At 63.6% G+C, this 16,945-nt stretch carries 17 protein-coding genes; 10 read left to right on the forward strand and 7 right to left on the reverse strand.

All coding sequences use genetic code 11. The features are described from left to right. Positions 1 to 77 precede the first annotated feature (77 nt). From SVXhr_RS06200 to SVXhr_RS06215, 4 genes are all read left to right on the forward strand, one after another. A complete protein-coding gene (locus tag SVXhr_RS06200; protein WP_275740884.1) occupies positions 78 to 854 on the forward strand; it encodes an ABC transporter ATP-binding protein in 777 nt (258 codons plus the stop codon). Further along, a complete protein-coding gene (locus tag SVXhr_RS06205) occupies positions 851 to 2,224 on the forward strand; it encodes a hypothetical protein (protein ID WP_275740421.1) in 1,374 nt (457 codons plus the stop codon). Before SVXhr_RS06200 ends, SVXhr_RS06205 begins: the two co-directional genes overlap by 4 nt. Positions 2,225 to 2,371: 147 nt before the next feature. After that, positions 2,372 to 2,776 (forward strand): hypothetical protein, encoded by a 405-nt coding sequence (locus SVXhr_RS06210; RefSeq protein ID WP_275740423.1) that lies wholly within the window; start codon positions 2,372 to 2,374, stop codon positions 2,774 to 2,776. A gap of 141 nt (positions 2,777 to 2,917) precedes the next feature. Then, a complete protein-coding gene (locus SVXhr_RS06215; protein ID WP_275740425.1) occupies positions 2,918 to 3,478 on the forward strand; it encodes a DJ-1/PfpI family protein in 561 nt (186 codons plus the stop codon). 94 nt (positions 3,479 to 3,572) lie between these two features. Here SVXhr_RS06215 and SVXhr_RS06220 read toward each other — a convergent pair whose 3' ends face one another. Then, positions 3,573 to 3,938, reverse strand: coding sequence for a hypothetical protein (locus SVXhr_RS06220; protein ID WP_275740427.1), 366 nt, complete (start codon positions 3,936 to 3,938; stop codon positions 3,573 to 3,575). Positions 3,939 to 4,051: 113 nt separating this feature from the next. Further along, positions 4,052 to 5,029: a Gfo/Idh/MocA family oxidoreductase gene (locus SVXhr_RS06225; protein ID WP_275740429.1), complete on the reverse strand. Its 978-nt coding sequence runs from the start codon at positions 5,027 to 5,029 to the stop codon at positions 4,052 to 4,054. Between the two features lie 126 nt (positions 5,030 to 5,155). On the opposite strand from SVXhr_RS06225, the gene SVXhr_RS06230 reads away from it, so the two are divergent. After that, positions 5,156 to 6,202: a polymer-forming cytoskeletal protein gene (locus SVXhr_RS06230; RefSeq protein ID WP_275740431.1), complete on the forward strand. Its 1,047-nt coding sequence runs from the start codon at positions 5,156 to 5,158 to the stop codon at positions 6,200 to 6,202. A gap of 1 nt (position 6,203) precedes the next feature. On the opposite strand, the gene SVXhr_RS06235 is transcribed toward SVXhr_RS06230, so the two are convergent. Beyond that, positions 6,204 to 6,959 carry a GNAT family N-acetyltransferase gene (locus SVXhr_RS06235; RefSeq protein ID WP_275740432.1) on the reverse strand — a complete coding sequence of 252 codons (756 nt, stop codon included), beginning with the start codon at positions 6,957 to 6,959 and terminating at the stop codon, positions 6,204 to 6,206. A 264-nt stretch (positions 6,960 to 7,223) separates the two neighbouring features. Here SVXhr_RS06235 and SVXhr_RS06240 point away from each other — a divergent pair, with 264 nt between their 5' ends. After that, entirely contained in the window at positions 7,224 to 7,913 is a 690-nt protein-coding gene (locus tag SVXhr_RS06240) for an HD domain-containing protein (protein WP_275740434.1), read from the forward strand. A gap of 43 nt (positions 7,914 to 7,956) precedes the next feature. On the opposite strand, the gene SVXhr_RS06245 is transcribed toward SVXhr_RS06240, so the two are convergent. Both SVXhr_RS06245 and SVXhr_RS06250 read right to left on the reverse strand, forming a co-directional pair. Further along, complete coding sequence (locus tag SVXhr_RS06245) at positions 7,957 to 8,676, reverse strand: LysE family translocator (protein WP_275740436.1); 720 nt, start codon at positions 8,674 to 8,676, stop codon at positions 7,957 to 7,959. Between the two features lie 76 nt (positions 8,677 to 8,752). Next, on the reverse strand, positions 8,753 to 9,490 hold the full coding sequence (locus SVXhr_RS06250) for a PAC2 family protein (protein WP_275740438.1): 738 nt from the start codon (positions 9,488 to 9,490) through the stop codon (positions 8,753 to 8,755). Positions 9,491 to 9,599: 109 nt separating this feature from the next. Here SVXhr_RS06250 and SVXhr_RS06255 point away from each other — a divergent pair, with 109 nt between their 5' ends. Beyond that, positions 9,600 to 10,508: an RsmB/NOP family class I SAM-dependent RNA methyltransferase gene (locus tag SVXhr_RS06255; RefSeq protein ID WP_275740440.1), complete on the forward strand. Its 909-nt coding sequence runs from the start codon at positions 9,600 to 9,602 to the stop codon at positions 10,506 to 10,508. Continuing rightward, positions 10,505 to 11,041 carry a hypothetical protein gene (locus SVXhr_RS06260; RefSeq protein ID WP_275740442.1) on the forward strand — a complete coding sequence of 179 codons (537 nt, stop codon included), beginning with the start codon at positions 10,505 to 10,507 and terminating at the stop codon, positions 11,039 to 11,041. The genes SVXhr_RS06255 and SVXhr_RS06260 overlap by 4 nt, the downstream gene beginning before the upstream one ends. Before the next feature lie 3 nt (positions 11,042 to 11,044). Here the strand turns inward: SVXhr_RS06260 and SVXhr_RS06265 are convergent, their stop codons facing one another. Together SVXhr_RS06265 and SVXhr_RS06270 are read right to left on the reverse strand one after the other, a co-directional pair. Then, positions 11,045 to 12,556 carry a DUF790 family protein gene (locus tag SVXhr_RS06265; protein ID WP_275740444.1) on the reverse strand — a complete coding sequence of 504 codons (1,512 nt, stop codon included), beginning with the start codon at positions 12,554 to 12,556 and terminating at the stop codon, positions 11,045 to 11,047. Positions 12,557 to 12,613: 57 nt separating this feature from the next. Then, positions 12,614 to 13,963 (reverse strand): DEAD/DEAH box helicase family protein, encoded by a 1,350-nt coding sequence (locus SVXhr_RS06270; protein WP_275740446.1) that lies wholly within the window; start codon positions 13,961 to 13,963, stop codon positions 12,614 to 12,616. Between the two features lie 110 nt (positions 13,964 to 14,073). Between SVXhr_RS06270 and grpE the strand changes: the two genes are divergently transcribed. Beyond that, positions 14,074 to 14,766 carry a nucleotide exchange factor GrpE gene (grpE, locus tag SVXhr_RS06275; protein WP_275740448.1) on the forward strand — a complete coding sequence of 231 codons (693 nt, stop codon included), beginning with the start codon at positions 14,074 to 14,076 and terminating at the stop codon, positions 14,764 to 14,766. A 159-nt stretch (positions 14,767 to 14,925) separates the two neighbouring features. Continuing rightward, entirely contained in the window at positions 14,926 to 16,851 is a 1,926-nt protein-coding gene (gene dnaK / locus SVXhr_RS06280) for a molecular chaperone DnaK (protein ID WP_275740450.1), read from the forward strand. Positions 16,852 to 16,945: the final 94 nt, after the last annotated feature.

The following is a 16,945-nucleotide window of genomic DNA, read 5'->3' on the forward strand; positions in this document are numbered from 1 at the left end:
GGTACGATTGACGCGGAACCGTGGGTCGCTGTCTCGAGTTCTTCGATGGTGTCCACCTCACGGGGGGCGGCCTAACCGTGCCGGCGGTCGAAACCGACGGACTCACCAAACAGTATGGCGATCTCACTGCACTCGCTGACCTCTCACTCACTGTCGAGTCGGGGGCGCTTTTCGGGTTGCTCGGGCCGAACGGCTCGGGCAAGACCACGACGATCGAGATCCTGACCGGCCAGCGCAAACCTGACGCCGGGACTGCCAGCGTGCTGGGTATCGATCCCGTCGCCAACCCGCGCGAGGTGCGCGAGGTCGTGGGCATTCTCCCCGAGCGCGAGGATCCGCCGAGTTTCCTCACGCCGCGGGAGTACCTCCGGTTTATCGGCGACGTGCGCGAACTCGACGACATCGACGATCGCATCGAGCGGTGGGCCGATCGTCTCGAGTTCACCGAAACACTGGATACCGTTGCTGCTGACCTTTCCGAGGGCCAACGCCAGCGCGTCATGCTCGGGGGGACGTTCGTTCACGATCCCGAGCTAGTGTTCATCGACGAACCGCTGGTCAATCTCGATCCGATCCTCCAGGAGCGAGTCAAACGCGAGTTGCGCGCCTACTGTAACAACGGCAACACGCTGTTTCTGTCGACACACTTCGTCGATGTGGCCGCCGACCTCTGCGATCGGGTCGGTATCCTCGACGGCGGACACCTAAAGGGGACACAGGAGACGGCCGAGTTCGACGACGATGACCTCCTGTCGTACTTCATGGAAACTGTCGAGGGCGGCGACATGGCGATGGCAGCCGGCCGATCCGGTGGTGTGGCGGCGGAACCGAACGAGGGGGGCCCGGATTCGTGAGTCTGCTTTCGGCGATGCTCGTCGAGGAGTGGCGACTCCATGCTCAGTTGTTCGGCGGGCGGCGCTTCGCCGCTTTTCCGGCAGTCATGTTCGTGCTCGGGGCTGCCGGACTGACGTTGCTCGGCGAACTGGGCGTCGCGCGCGGGGCTGTCGTCGGCGGATTGCACGCGGTGGTCGCCTTCCTGGGTTTGCAGGTCGGCACCATCGGGTTAGTCGGTCGGGACGCCATGCGCAATGTGCTGGGTGACGTGTCGCTGCTCGTCGGCAGTTCCCGGACGCTGCCGATCTCCTGGCGGCGCGTGCTCGCAACCTTCCTTCTCAAGGACCTGCTGTACTACGCGGGGCTCATTCTGGGACCGCTGGCGCTGGCCGACGCTGCCCGCGCACTGGTTCAGGGAACGAGTCCAATCGAGGTTGGCTTGCTCTGGATGACGCTCGTGTTCGCGTTCGCGTTGGGGGTGACCGTCAGTCTGGCGATGATCGCGGTGGCGACCCGGTCCGTGATCGCGTTGTTGGCCAGTGTGACCGGCTTCGTCGCCGTTGTCGTCCTCGGAAACGTCGATCCGATCACGTTCACGCCGGCGGGATTCTACGGCACACCGTCCGTCGCGAGTGGCCTGCGGGTGACCGGGCCGATCGTTGTGAGTGCGACGATCGCGCTGGCACTCTTCGAGCCGATCGAGACCAGCGAGCGGGCGTCCCGAACGCCACCGCTCCCGGTCGGGTTCGGTATCGCGGGACGGACGCTCCGTGAAGTCGCCCGGTCGAGCGGATCCGTCTGGAAAGTCCTGTTTTCGCTGTCGCTGTTCGGCGGGGTCACGGGCTGGCTGCTGGTCGCGGTCGCCGACGCTGGCGGGCTCGAAATCGCGCCCGGACTCGCCTTCGGGACACTGCTCGGGCTCGGGACGTTCACGACCTACGCCTGGGTGACGCAGTTCGACGATCCCGGTGAGTTCGATCGCTATCCCCTGGCCCCGCGAACGCTGTTCCGTGGAAAGTTACTCGCCTTTCTCACACTCGCGATCCCCGCCGGGCTGGTTGTCCTCGCCGTCGCAGCCGTCTGGTTCCCGCCGGCCGAACTGGCGATCGGCGTCGCCATACTGCCGGCCGTCGCGATCTACGTCTACGGTGTCTCGGCGACGGTTGCCGGCCTCTCGCCGACGGCGCTTTTGTTCGACGTCGCTCGCTTTGCCGTCTTCGGTGCGGCGATCGCCCTGGTCGCAGTCCCGCTCGTGGTGACTGCCTTGATCGGGAGTCGGTATCCGACGCTTGCGCCAGTCCTTGGGCTGGCTATTGCGGTACTCGCAGGAACGATCGGCCTCGTACTTGCGGAGATCGCTGGCCAACGGTGGGACCGACGACGGCGGTGAGGAATTTCGCTGCTGGTGAGAAGTCCGTAACGCTTTGTCCCGGCAGCGGTGGTCGTCGAATCGACTCATCTTCCACCATGTTTTATATAATATTTATTCGTAGCCGTCCTTATGCGAGTGGAAACCAGTCAGACTCGGCGGACGGTTGTGAGCGCAATAGCCACCGGTGCCCTTGCCACTGTCAGCGGGTGTGGACTGCTTGGCCGTGAGACACTCTCGACGCGATACGTCGTCGAGGAGGTGGACTCCCCCGGTTCCATGCTCGATGAGGAAGCCGATATCGAGGGTGGAAGTCATCTCGCCGACCAATTCGAGATCGAGGAAGCGACAGAGATACGGTACACGGCAGCAGTGCTCGATGGGCCGAATCTCAACGCGTTCTTGCTCGACAATGAGAACGCAACAGCACTCCAAGCCGGTGAGGACGTCACTGCGATCGAAGGGTCGATTGCGCTCGATACGGAAATCGCACGGATCAACGGTGTCGAGCTCGAAGCGGGCACGTACACACTCGTTGTCGACAACGGCGACGTACAGCCCGAGAACGCCTGACTGGAACCCGCTCGTTATTCGGTCCTGTGACTTTTTGGGACCCATCAACGTTCCGTTTGTGAGTGTTGGTCCGCTGTTCACGCAGAACGTTTATTTAACTAACATTCATTATAGAATCTGCGCACTAGCGCATGACATACAATGGCAACCAAACGACTGCTGATGATCGTCGGCGACTTCGGCGAAGACTACGAGATCATGGTCCCGTTCCAGGCCCTACAGGCAGTCGGCCACGAGGTCGACGCCGTCTGCCCGGAAAAAGAGGCGGGTGAGACGATCAAGACGGCGATCCACGACTTCCGTGGCGACCAGACGTATCTCGAAGAACGCGGCCACGATTTCGAGTTGACGGCGACGATGAGCGAGATCGATCCGGCCGACTATGACGGCCTTGTCGTTCCCGGTGGTCGGGCACCCGAATATCTCCGTGGATACGACGTGGTCATCGAGACCGTACAGCACTTCTTCGAGGCAGGGAAACCAGTCGCCTCGATCTGTCATGGCCCCCAGATCCTCGCCGCAGCGGGCGTCCTCGATGGCTACGAAATGACGGCCTATCCGGCAGTCCGCCCGGAGGTCGAAGCCGCCGGTTGTTCGTGGGTCGACGGCGTCGTGCGGGACGACAATCTGGTGACTGGCCAGGCGTGGCCGGATCATCCCGAATGGATCGCGACGTTCCTCGAACTCCTCGAAGAACGGTAGGGGGTCGTGTGACCCGCAGAGTCACATTTCCTCGGAACGGACTGTTCTGCTCGCTGATCAGCGTGTACGTTTCGGGATGGGGACTCGCTCGGTCTCAATCGGCTTTGGCTTCGCAGTCGTCCCCCCACGGCGACAGCCATGCGGTCGCGACGTCCCGGTAACTTTCCCAGAAGTTTTTCCAGAGCGCTGACCCGGTATCGGTAGTCGGGAACTCGAAGGCAGTTCGCTGGCCCGTTGGCGACAGTGGGGACGGGAACCGGGAGTTGTCAAGCGAGTCGATCGGCCGGGTCGAGACTGAATGCCCACACTCGGGGCACTGGTACCAGATCGACTGTGACCCATGGCGCTCGTGTAAGACCCAGTCCCCGTTGACGAGACTGTCGTGCCCGCAATTGGCACAGTGTAGGACCGACTTGCGCCCCCCGGCGTCGTCTCCGGTAGCCACGTGCTCTGAGGTCATCGTATCCACTATTAGGCGAGTCTCGGATAAAAACGTTCGTGTATAATAATTGGGGTCACGGCAAGAGACGGTCAATAGCATGAACTGTCAGGCGCACTCGAGAACCGTGGCCGCTACGATAGTGACACCGGTTCGCCACGGTCGGCACTCTCGTAGAGTGCGTCGATGACGGCCATGTTCCGGATCGACTCCTCCCTGTCGATTCGCGGTCCCGACCCGGAGTCAACAGCGTCGGCGAAGTGCGCGACTTCACGCTGGTACGGGTCGACGGGATCGAATTCTTCGACGGCGTGTCTGCCATCGACCGAATATTCCAGGGACACCGTCTGGTCGTGGTCGGCTCCAAAGACGTTCTCGGCTTCCAGCCAGCCGTTCTCGGCCTCGACGCGATAGGACTCGACGAAGGGAGTGTCGAATCCGGAGTGGATTCTGGCCGTCGCGCCCGAATCGAACTCCAAGATTCCGGTCAGCTGACTGTCGACGCCGGCGTTACGTGTGTCCGCGCTCGTCGCGTACGCTCGCTCGGGTTCACCCAGGAACAGCCGCATCGCACTCACGGTGTAACAGCCCAGGTCCATCAGCGATCCGCCGGCGAGGTCCGGATCGAGTCGGATATCGTCGGGATTTCCGCGAAGCGAGAAGGTGAACGTCGCGGACCCGGATCGAACGTTCGCCAGGTCCTCGCTAACGATCTCGGCCGCTCGTTCGGTCCGGGGATGGAATCGATACATGAACGCCTCCATCAGCGTTACGTCTTGGGCCTCGCAGTAGTCGTGCATCTCCCGGGCTTGTTGCGTGTCGACGCCGATCGGTTTCTCACACAGGACATCGTGACCGGCGTCGGCTGCGCGCATCGTCCACTCGGCGTGAAGCGCATTGGGAAGCGGGTTGTAGACGGCGTCGATCGGCGCGTCCGCGAGCATCGTGTCGTAGTTCCCGTAGGCGTTCGGAATCCCCAGTTCCGCGGCGACGGTCTCCGCCCGATCCACGTTACGTGAGGCGATGGCCGTCACCTCGTGTTCGCTTCGCTCGATCGCCGGAATCAGGGCCGTCCGGGCAATACCCGCCGTACTCAAGATGCCGAATCGCATAGTGGATACTGTGGCTGGCACGGTCTTGAAGCACGGGGTCGGCCGACAGGATACTCCGTCACGTAGTTTTCTGCTCGGCAAATCGTCTCCTATGTTTATGCTACTGCGGGTCGAATCCCGACTGAAATGGCAGCCGAACGATCTTTGTTCAGATCCAACGTCCGGACCATCACCGCCGTTGTCGTGGTGGTCCTCCTGTTGGCCTCGATCCCCGGCACTGCGCTGGCGGAAACCAGGACGGGTGGCTCGGTCGTCGTGGGAGCAGACGAAACCGTCGACGGTGACCTCACCGTGTTCGCCGGCTCGGTCGTCATCGACGGCACGGTCGAGGGAAACGTCCAGGCAGTCGGGGGAAGCGTCAGGATCGGCGGAACCGTCACCGGTGACGTGTCCGTGACAGCCGGTTCGGTCGTCATCGGTCCCAACGCGACGATCGAGGGCTCACTCCAGGGGGCTGGCGGCGACGTGGTTATCGCAGGCACCATCACCGACGACGTGCAGGTCGGCGCCGAGACGATCACCGTGACCGAGACAGCGGTCATCAACGGCGAGTTCACATACGACGGGAGCCTCGATCGTGCCTCGGGTGCGTCGATCGCGGGGACTGTTTCGGCGGACGCCGATCTCGGATTCGACTCGCCGCTCGATGTCTCGATCCCGGGGTGGATCATCAGTGCGTACGCCTTTATGGTCGGACTGCTGGGGGCAGTGGTTCTCCTGGGCCTGTTCCCGGAATTTTCGAGGTCGGTCGCATCGGCCGCGACGGACGATCCGCTTCGGACCGGTGGGGCCGGCGTGCTGGCGGTGGTCGGGATCCCCGTCGGACTGCTCGTTCTCGTTCTCACGCTGGTGGGCATCCCGCTGGCGCTGATCGGGTTGTTCGTCTACCTGATCGGGCTCTGGGTCGGGTCACTGTACGGCCGGTATGCGATCGGGACGTTCGTGCTGGCGCAATTCGAGACCGATAATCGCTGGCTTGCACTGCTTGCGGGCTTTATTCTCATAGCATTGCTCGTCCGCATCCCGCTCGTCGGCGGATTGATCCAGCTTGTCGTTGCGGTGCTTGGACTCGGCGGAGTGGCAGTGATGATGGTTCGGCGCTATCGGGCCCACCGTGGCGAGGAGAACAACGACGCATACTCATCGGACCAATCAGAGCGCGTCGTGCCCTGAATTACAGGTAGGCCGCGTCCCATCGGGTCGGCTTGCGCCGGTTCCCACAGGAGTTACACTCGATGCGCCCCATCGCATCCATCGCATTCGCGAGTTCGCCACAGTTGTCACAGTAGTAGCCAAAGCGGTGCTGGCGATCGTCGTCGGCGTAGACGATGTGAAACGGCGCAGTCGAACCCCGTTCGGACTCGTCGTGATCGACGTAGACTGTTTCGCCGCCGGATTCCAGCGGTTCGAGACCGGTCTGCTCGGCGATGTAGCGGTATTCGATCTGATTCCGACCGCCGATTTCGATCTCGGTGCGGCCCACTCGTTCGAACCCCTTGGATTCGAAAAAGCCCGTTCCGTCCTGGTTGTTCGCCAGCACGCGGCCCTGGATCGCCATCGCACCCTCGGTTCGAAGGCGATCGATCGTGTCGTCGAACAGGGTGCTCGCGATCCCCTCACCGCGGTAATCCGGATCGACGTGGAGCCACAGCAACATCGCGTCCCGTCCATGGTCGCTTTCGTCGACCACCCAGGGGCGACCGGCCGTCAGCGTACTCTCGGAAAACGCCACGACCTGATCGTCACGCTCTGCCACCAGCAAAATTCGGTCTCCCGATTCGAGGCTCTCTTCGAGCTGTGATTCACTGTACCATTCCTCGATCCCGGTTGTAATCGTCTGTGGGCTGAGTGTGTATGACGCCTGGAGCGATCGCCTGGCGACGTCACGGATCGCTGGCGTATCCGCTTTGGTGGCAGTCCGAATGTTCATGCACATGATTGTGGTGCGTGTCAACTTAAGCCAACCGGCGACTGCAACCTTTGGGACTGGTGTCGGCCGCCCGGGGAGCAACACAATACCGAAACGTGACAGGTTCCGGACGCGGACGGGCGACCGAGAACGCACTGATGCCCGTCGCAGATTGTCGTCCCGGTGGCCGGTCAATCAGTCCTGTCGGTGTCGTAACGCTAAAGAGTTAAAGCCGCTTCTTTTTAGGCAAGATGACCGAAACACGTATTATCCGGAGGTGGTTCTGTGGGTGTTGAAATCCGGGAGTCGCCAGTCTCCGAGGGGGAATTCGAGGAGATGAAGCAGTTCGTCCATGACTATCTCGAAGCCAGCGTCGAGAACGAACAGGCGGGCGGCCGGATGCGGTGGTACCCCTGGCACTCAGCGGAGTACCGGTTCAACCACATTCTCAATGTGGTTGACCTGGCCACGGACATTGCCCGCGAGGAAGGTGCTGACGTGCAGGTCACGCGAGTGGCCGCCTTGTTTCACGACGTGGCCAAACTCGAAGCGGAGCAGGACGAACACGCTGCGGCCGGCGCACGCATCGCCAAGGAGTTCCTGAACACGCACAGCGACTATCCCCAGTCGTTCGTCGACCAGGTCGTCGCTGCTATCCAGGATCACTCCTATCAGGGCGACCTCACGGACCTACCGCTGGAGACCCGGTGTCTCATCGAGGCCGATGTCCTGGACAAGGTCGGTGCCAACGGGACGGCGCTTTTGTTGTTACGCATGGGCTATGAATCCCGATCGCACGTCGACGCCCCCGAGATGGTCGAACGCGTCACTGAGCGAGGCAAGGACGCCCGCGAGCGCATCGAAAGCGATACCGCCGAGAGTTACCTCCACCGCCGGCTCAAGCGGGTCCGGTGGTTCAAAGAGTGGCTCGAAGAGGAGATCGCCGCTGTCGACGCCGGGGCGGACGAGGCCTGACAGACTCCGGTGAGGTGAGCGACAGTCGGATCACTGCACAGCGTCAGCCGAGGACGCCAAACGTCGATAGCGCATCGAACAGGAAGAACACGCCGAAGCCGGCCAGGAAAACAGCGCTGAGGCCCGCCACCGCCGGCGCAAAGCGGTCGATCCGTTTCCCGGCACTGACGAGTGTCGCCGGGAAGCCGACGATCCAGACGGCGATCCCAGCAAAGAGGCCGACCAGCAGCGTCGGCTCGCCGGTTCGGACCACGAGCAGGCCCGTAAGCTGTCCGCCGACGTAGGGCGTCTGGGCGAGGACATCGACCGTTCCGGGCGTGAGGAGGCCAACGCCGACGGTCAACCAGAAGATGATCTGATAGGGATTCGTGAGTGCAAGCACGAACGCTCGACGAAAGCCACGTGCGTTCGATCGATTGTCGCTGTCGCTTCCCGCTTCAGACTCGCCTTTCTCGAACGTGGTAAACGTTTGATCGAGCTCACCCGCGGCGTCGAACGCGAAGTACAACATCAACACGCCCCCGACCCCGATCATGGTCCCCTGAATGAGTGTCGCTTCGCGGACAATCGTGACGACACCCAGCAATGAGAGCGCCAAGAACGTCGCGTCGGCGAGCAAGGCACCCAGTCCGGCGGTAACCCCGGCACGGAAGCCCGAGACGACGCTTTCCTCGGCGATGACGGCGTTCATCGGCCCCGGCGGCGCAGCCAGCGCCAGTCCGAATATCGATCCGGCGAGTCCGGTTACCAGTACGTCTATCACGGCGCTAGTGAGTGGGTCGGGTGTTTCGGCGAAAAGCGCTTCGAGACTGCTCGGGCGGGGACACCCCTCGAAAGGCCTACTGGTACATGCCGACCGGTTCGGCCTTCGAACTCGCTTCCTGGGACTGTTGCATCCGCTGGGCGAGTTGCTGGCGTGTCGCCCGGATCTCCTCGGCGCGTTCGAGCAGCGATTCCGTCTCGACGGCAAGGTCGGTGATGGGTGCGATCGCCGTTTCGATCAGCGCGGTTGCCGCGGCGGGATCAGGGAACCCGGCTGACGCCTCGACGATCAACCCGAGGGCATCGATATCCTGTCGGTGGGCCTCATAGAGCAATGCACCGGTCGGGCCGCTAATCGAACCCCGCTCGTCGGGCGGGTCGATGTCGTGGGCCGACAGCAACGACGCCGCCTCACCCGTCGCGACGCCGTAGGTCGCCCGTTCGTCGTCTGGGTCCGTGGGACGCCCGCTGAGGTAGATCGGAAGCGCGTCCACCTCACCAATCCAGCCGGTGAGACACCCCGCGAACGCCTCGGCGGCCGTCGGCGAAACCGGGACGTCGCTCTGGAGCACGAGCAGATCGTGTCCCGGATCGGCGTACAGCCGGACCGGTCCCGTAAGTGCCGTCTCATTTTCGTGGTAGATAGCGACCTCCGGCAGCCCCTCACAATGGCAGGTCGCGTAATGCATCATGTCAAACGTCTCGATCAAATGGTCGGCGGCGATCTTCCCGACCAGTCCGACGCCCGGCAGTCCTTCGACGAGCGTCGGTTCCGACAGGGCAACCTCCGGCTGGTGAACCGAAATCTGTGCCATGAGAACTCTTCACACTTGTGTCCAAAAAACGTGCCGGCAGCCAGTAGTACGACCGAGGCGTGCACCTGGCGGTCGAAACCGACAAACGAGCGCCCGCTCAATCCTGTCTATGGACGTGTTGCAGCGCTACGAGTCGCTCGTCGAGGACTGGTCCGCGTTCCGTGCTGCCTGTCGCCGCCCGCTCCCGTCGGTCGTCCGCGTGAATACGCTCAAGACGACCGTCGAACGGGCGAAAGAAGCTCTCCAGGCCGAGGGGATTGCCTACGAGGAGGTCAAGTGGCACGACGGGATCCTCCAGTTGCCCGACGCCAATCCCGGATCGAACTGGCCGTATGTTCAGGGGTGGCTCCACGGTCAGGAGGAAGTCTCGGCACTGCCGCCGGTCGTGCTCGATCCCGACCCGGGTGATCGCGTCTGGGACGCCACGGCCGCGCCGGGCAGCAAGACGACCCAACTCGCTGCGCTGATGGACGACGAGGGTCAAATCGTGGCGACCGACAACAATCTCGGCCGACTCTCGGCACTCCGCTCGAACGCCGAACGCCTCGGGGTCACCAACCTCGCGGTCACCAACGAGGACGCCCGGAATCACTCGCTGAAACCGTTCGACGGCGAGCACTACGACCACGCACTCGTCGACGCACCCTGTTCGTGTGAGGGGACGATCCGGAAGAATCCGGACACTCTCGAGGAGTGGTCGCTCGATCACGTCACCGGCATCGCCGGCGCTCAAAAGGGGATCCTCCGGCGCGCTATCGAGGTAACTCGGCCCGGCGGGACCGTCGTCTACTCGACGTGTACCTTCGCCCCCGAAGAGAACGAGGCCGTCCTCGATTTCGCCCTCGAAGAGACCGCTGCCCGGCTCGTCTCGGTCGATCTCCCGCTCGAAAGTCGACCTGGCGTCACGGAGTGGGACGGCGAAACCTTCGATACGAGCGTCGAGAAGGCTCACCGGGTCTATCCCCATCTCAACGACACGGGTGGCTTTTTCGTCGCGAAACTGGAGGTGCCGGCATGACCGACGGGAGCGAATCGGGCGACGTCGAACACGGTGAGAACGACGGTGATCGATTCGACCGGTTGCCGGCGACGGAAGCCGAGCGTAACGTCGCTGGACGCCCCACTCGTCAAGCCGTCCTCGAATACTGGCAGGATCGCTTCGGCGTCCCGCCGGAAACCTTCGAGGACCACACCTTCTGGGAGCGCGGGTCGGGCAAGATCTGGGTCTTCTATGGCGACCTCCCGTCACCGGTCCACATCGAAGCGCTGGGCATGACGTTTCTCCGGACGCGCCAGGAACACTGGAAGCCGACGCTCGAAGCCGTTCAGCGCTTTGGACACCACGCCGAGGCGAACGTGATGCACCTCTCGAGCGAGCAGGCCCGGACGTTCCTTGCGGGCGATGATCAGGAGATCGAATGGGACGGCGACTGGGGCTACCTGATCGTGACCCACGACCTTGCCGGCGAGCGCGAACCGCTCGGCGTCGGGCTATATGTCCACGGCGAACTCCGGTCGCAGGTTCCCAAGGGCCGGCGACGCGAGTTGTAGCTGTCACTCGGATTGCCGCTTGCGGATCACGCCGCCGCCGAGCCCCTCCCACTCGACGCGATAGCCTAGCCGGGAGAGCGCGGCGCTAGCGTCGTCGATTCCGCACTCGTCGAGGACTTCCTCGGCCTCGGCAAGCGTCATCCCGGGTTCGATCCGCTGAGCCAGATCAGCAAGAACCGATGGCCGGACCAGCGTCCGGCCGACCCGCTCGTGGGCGGGAAAGTCGACCGTCTCGACGGCGTCCTGGCTCACGCCGTGAGTCTCGGCCAGTTCTGCGAGCGTGAGCACGTCGGCCTTTGGGTCGAGTTCCGCAGGCAGGTCGGCCGCATTTGCGGCGACGAGGTCGGCCTCGTAGCGCCGGAGTGCGTCCCGGATGTCCTTCACCCGGACCGAACCTGTGTAAGGGATCGCCCGGTGATCACGCGCCTCGATCGCCTCGCCGACGCCGAGGCTCTCGTCGTAGGCGACGAGCAATTCGACGCCCTCGATCGCGTCGAACTGGGCAAGCTTCTTCTCGACGTACTCCGGCGTCCAAAAGCCCATGATCTCGAAGAACACCCGAAAGTCGCCGTGGCGGTACTCGAACGCGAAGTCCGGGATGGCGACGCTCGCGCCAGCTTCGAGGGGCTCGGGTTCGCGGACCAGTTCCCACGGCAGATCGAGCGACGCGAAGCGGGTCGCGAAGTCGGCCTCGACGTCGCTGTCGTAGGTCGGCTCGACGACCGGCTCGACGTCGGGGACCGAGACGTCGGCGTCGGTGAGCGTCATCGTTCGCTCGCGACCGTCGTCGTCGATCGTCGCCTCGAGTCGCCACTCCCCAGTTTTGGCCACGCTCCGCAGGAGTCGGGCGAACTGAGTGCCGTACCGGCGCGTTGACTCGAACAAGGCGTCAGGGCCCGTTACCTGGAGTTCTCGCGTCTCATCATCGGTCTTTTCGACCTCGTAGAGAAGTCCGAAGCGTTTGACAGCGCTAACGAGTGCCTTCGGATCCGACGAGCGGATCCGGACTGCCGTCGCGTCGAACAGCGCCGTCCCCGCCAGCGAGAGATTGTACTGTTCGAGCAGCGCTGTCGGCGTCCATCCGCGGTCGATTGCTGCGAGAATCTGCCGCGCCTCGAGATCGGCGTACAGCGACGACGCGACGGCGTCGCGGTCGCTTCCGAGTCGATCGGCGGCCTGCCTGAGTGCCTGCTCGCGTTCGTCCTCGGTGACCACACCGACCGATTCGGCCGCCTCGAAGGTCGCCCGGCGTGCCCGCGCTGGCGGGAGGGGTGCTCGCGTCTCGAAGGTGGCGTCGCGCTCGAGGAGTTTGGCGAACCCGCGGACGAGTTTGAAGTCGTCGCTATCACGCTCTAGGTCGGTCAACGCCGCGGTGAGTGCCTCGCGGCGCTCGCCGACGTGGCCCTGAAAGACGCCGATCACCCGCGCTGCGAGGTCTCGGTGCTCTTCGTCGACAAACTGTGGCTGGTAGCCGCCGCCAGCCCGGGAGACGCGCAGCAAGTCCTTGCTCAGCACAGGGATAACTCGGTCGGTGGGAGACGAAAAGCCACCGGTGGATCGCACCGACTGCGCCTATCGTCGCCGACTCGCGACTCCCTCTTCGGCCGTGTCGGCACAGACGACCTCGTAGAGCAGGGCGCGCCCGCCGTCCTCGTTCGGCCGAAGAATCCGGCCAAGCCGCTGGGTGAACTCCCGCTGACTCCCGCTGCCAGCAAGCAGAATCGCCACGTTCGCGTCGGGAACGTCGATTCCCTCGTCGAGGACGTTCGCCGTGATCACCGTCGAGTAGGTTCCGGTCCGAAAGCCCCGAAGGATCTCTTTTCGCTCGGCAGTCGATGTCTCGTGGGTGATCGCCGGTCGGAGGAACCGCTCGGAGAGGCGATAGACGAAGTCGGTCGAGGCGGTGAAGACGAGCACCCGGTCGTCGGGGTGCCGGTCGAGCAATTCAGCGAGGGTGTCGACCTTGCTCTCGGCCGTCCGGACGATCGAGCGGGCCCGCTCCTTGGCGAGCAAGGCCTCCCGGGCCGCCGGGTCGGTCCCCGACCGGATGACGAGTTGCTGGTAGTCCTCGCCGCTATGCATGTCGATGTTCGAGCGGGCGAGGTAGTCAGTGAAGGTTTCCTGATCGCGTTCGTAGGCGGCCCGCTCGTCCTCGGTGAGCGGGACTTCGAGGCGTTTGATATCGTACGGTGCGAGGTGCTCGCCGGCCAGCTCATCAGGATCGAGGCGATAGACGACCTCGCCGATCAACTCGGCGACGGCCTCGTGGGCACCGTCCGGGCGCTCGAAGGTCGCCGTCAGTCCCATTCGTGCGGGCGCAGCGAGCAGTCTGGCAATATCGCGGTATCCCTGGCCACCGAGGTGATGCACCTCGTCGAAGATGACGAGGCCGAAGCGATCGCCGATTTCGTCGGCCCGGAGATACGCCGAGTCGTAGGTGGCGACGGTCAGGGGTTCGAGTCGCTGCTCGCCACCGCCGAGTTGTCCGATCGGGACGTCGAACTCCCGCTGTAGCTTCCCGCGCCATTGCTCCAGCAGGTCGATCGTCGGGACGACTACGAGCGTGGGCGTCCCCAGCGCTTCGATCGCGGCGATACCGATGACGGTCTTCCCGCTTCCGGTTGGGAGTTCGAGGACACCACGGTCGTCGGCCTCGCGCCAGGCCGCGAGGGCTTCCCGCTGGTAAGACCTGAGCTCGTAGGTCGAATCGAGGTCGAGCGTGGGGCGGTCGAGGACCTCGTCGTCGACTGTCGCGCCCGTCGCCTCGATGGCGTCACGGACCGCCGAATATCGATAGCTGGGTGCTCGCCAGGTCTTCGAGCGCTCGTCGGACTCGACGTCTGGAAGGGATTTGGCTGCCTCCGCATCCAGTCCCTCGATACGGATGGTCCCGTCTTCGTACGCCAGGGTGACCTGAGCCACGACTCGTGGTCAGCCCGCGCTGGCCTAAAGGGTATTCCTGGAGTGAGGAGTTCCGACCCCGTCTCTCGGCTTTCTCAACCCTTTTATCCACGAACCAGCATCTATGAGATATGACTGAGACCGAGCAGGACGGCGATTCAGCCGTGACGGCGGACGGTTCGGAGGGCAAGGAAGCGACCGACGAGCAGATCGCCGCCCTCCGCGAGGAGCAACTCGAAACTGTCCGGGAGACCGACGCCGAGGAACTCGCCGACGAACTCGCAGCGCAGCGACTCGAAATCGAACAACTCGAGGCAGCACTCGCCGATCTCGAAGCGACGGTCGAGCAAAAAGACGAGGAGATCGAGGACCTGACGAGCCGACTCAAGCGCAAGCAGGCTGACTTCCAGAACTACAAGAAACGGATGAAAGAGAAGCGCGAGGACGAGAAAAAACGGGCCACCGAGGATCTTGTCGAGCGACTGCTCGATGTCCGAGACAATCTGCAGCGAGCGCTCGATCAGGACGACGTCGCTGATCTCCGGGACGGCGTGGAGTCGACGCTCCGACAGTTCGAGACCGAACTCGATCGCGAGAACGTCGAGCCGATCGAACCCGAGCCCGGCGACGAGGTCGACCCCGAGCGCCACGAGGTACTGGTGCGGATGGACAGTTCACAGCCGGAGGGGACGATCGCCGAGGTTCACCGCGCAGGCTACGAGATGGCAGGGAAAGTGATCCGGACGGCACAGGTTGCTGTCAGTGACGGGGCATCCGCTGCCGCGGACGCCACGACGGACGAGACCGAATCGAACGGGAACTGACTGCCGCCGGAGACCTGTTGATCACTACTTCAATATAAAGCCCTCGACTGCGTCCATTATTCGACAGCAAAACCGCAGGACGTAACGCGATCCGTCTGAGCCGTTCGTTCGCGCTATCTAGTAATGTTTAACCGGGACAAGCCGGTACGTAGACACAACATGGCGAGCAACAAGATTCTCGGTATCGACCTTGGAACGACCAACTCGGCGTTCGCGGTCATGGAGGGTGGCGACCCGGAGATCATCGTCAACAGCGAGGGCGAACGAACCACGCCCTCGGTCGTGGCGTTCGACGACGGCGAGCAACTCGTCGGCAAGCCGGCGAAAAACCAGGCCGTCAAGAACCCCGACGAGACGATTCAGTCGATCAAACGCCACATGGGCGAGGAGGACTACACCGTTTCCCTCGACGGCGAGGAGTACACGCCCGAGCAGGTCTCGGCGATGATCCTCCAGAAGATCAAACGCGACGCCGAGGAGTATCTGGGCGACGAGATCGAAAAGGCCGTCATCACGGTGCCGGCGTACTTCAACGACCGCCAGCGCCAGGCCACGAAGGACGCCGGCGAGATCGCCGGCTTCGAGGTCGAGCGCATCGTCAACGAGCCGACGGCGGCCTCGATGGCCTACGGCCTCGACGACGAGTCAGACCAGACGGTCCTCGTCTACGACCTCGGTGGCGGGACGTTCGACGTCTCGATTCTCGACCTCGGCGGCGGCGTCTACGAGGTCGTCGCGACCAACGGTGACAACGATCTCGGTGGCGACGACTGGGACCGGGCGATCATCGACTGGCTCGCCGAGGACTTCGAAGACGAGCATGGCATCGACCTGCGAGAGGATCGCCAGGCGCTCCAGCGGCTGAAAGACGCGGCCGAGGAAGCCAAGGTCGAACTCTCCTCCCGGAAAGAGACCGAGATCAACCTGCCATTTATCACCTCTACTGACGACGGTCCGGTCCACCTAGAGACGGACATCACCCGCGCGAAGTTCGAGAGCCTGACGAGTGACCTGATCGAGCGCACCGTCGAGCCGACCGAGCAGGCCCTTGAGGACGCCGACTACTCGAAGTCCGACATCGACGAGGTGCTTCTCGTGGGCGGATCGACCCGCATGCCCCAGGTCCAGGAGAAGGTCGAGGAACTCACCGGCCAGGAACCGAAGAAGAACGTCAACCCCGACGAGGCCGTCGCGCTGGGCGCGGCCATCCAGGGCGGCGTCCTTTCGGGCGACGTCGACGACATCGTCCTGCTCGACGTCACGCCCCTCAGCCTCGGTGTCGAGGTCAAGGGCGGCCTCTTCGAGCGACTCATCGAGAAAAACACGACGATCCCGACCGAGGAGTCGAAGATCTTCACGACCGCCGCGGCCAATCAGACGTCGGTCCAGATCCGCGTCTTCCAGGGCGAACGCGAGATCGCCGAGGAGAACGAACTGCTGGGAGCCTTCATGCTCCAGGGCATCCCCCCGGCACCGGCCGGCACGCCTCAGATCGAAGTCACGTTCTCGATCGACGAGAACGGCATCGTCAACGTCAGTGCCGAGGACCAGGGCTCGGGTAACTCCGAGGAGATCACCATCGAGGGTGGCGTCGGCCTGAGCGACGAGGAGATCGAGGAGATGCAGCAGGAAGCCGAGGAACACGCCGAAGAGGACCAGCAGCGCCGCGAGCGTATCGAGGCGCGCAACGAAGCCGAGAGTGCCATCCAACGCGCTGAAACGCTGCTGGAGGAAAACGAGGATGCCGTCGACGACGACCTCCGTGAGGACATCGAGTCCGAGATCGAGGCCATAGAGGAAGTCCTCGACGACGACGACGCCACCACGGAAGACTACGAAGAAGCGACCGAGAGCCTGACCGAAGCCCTGCAGGAGATCGGCAAACAAATGTACGACCAGGCTGGCGCGGAAGGTGCTGCAGGCGCTGGTGCGGCCGGTGCAGGTGCCGGCGGCATGGGCGGTGCCGGTCCCGCAGGCGGTGCCGGTCCCGCCGGTGGGCCGGGCGGCGCTGGCGACGAAGCCGGCGAGGAGTATGTCGACGCCGACTTCGAAGAGGTCCAAGACGAAGACGACGACGAGGAGTAACGCGAGTCGAGTCGTCTTCGTCTTGGGCTCGCGAATCTCCGATTCGCGGTGTCTCGAAGTCCAAGCGTAGCGAGGACTTCGATAGACGACGAGG

This window comes from Halorhabdus sp. SVX81, assembly GCF_029207715.1.
Lineage (GTDB): Archaea > Halobacteriota > Halobacteria > Halobacteriales > Haloarculaceae > Halorhabdus.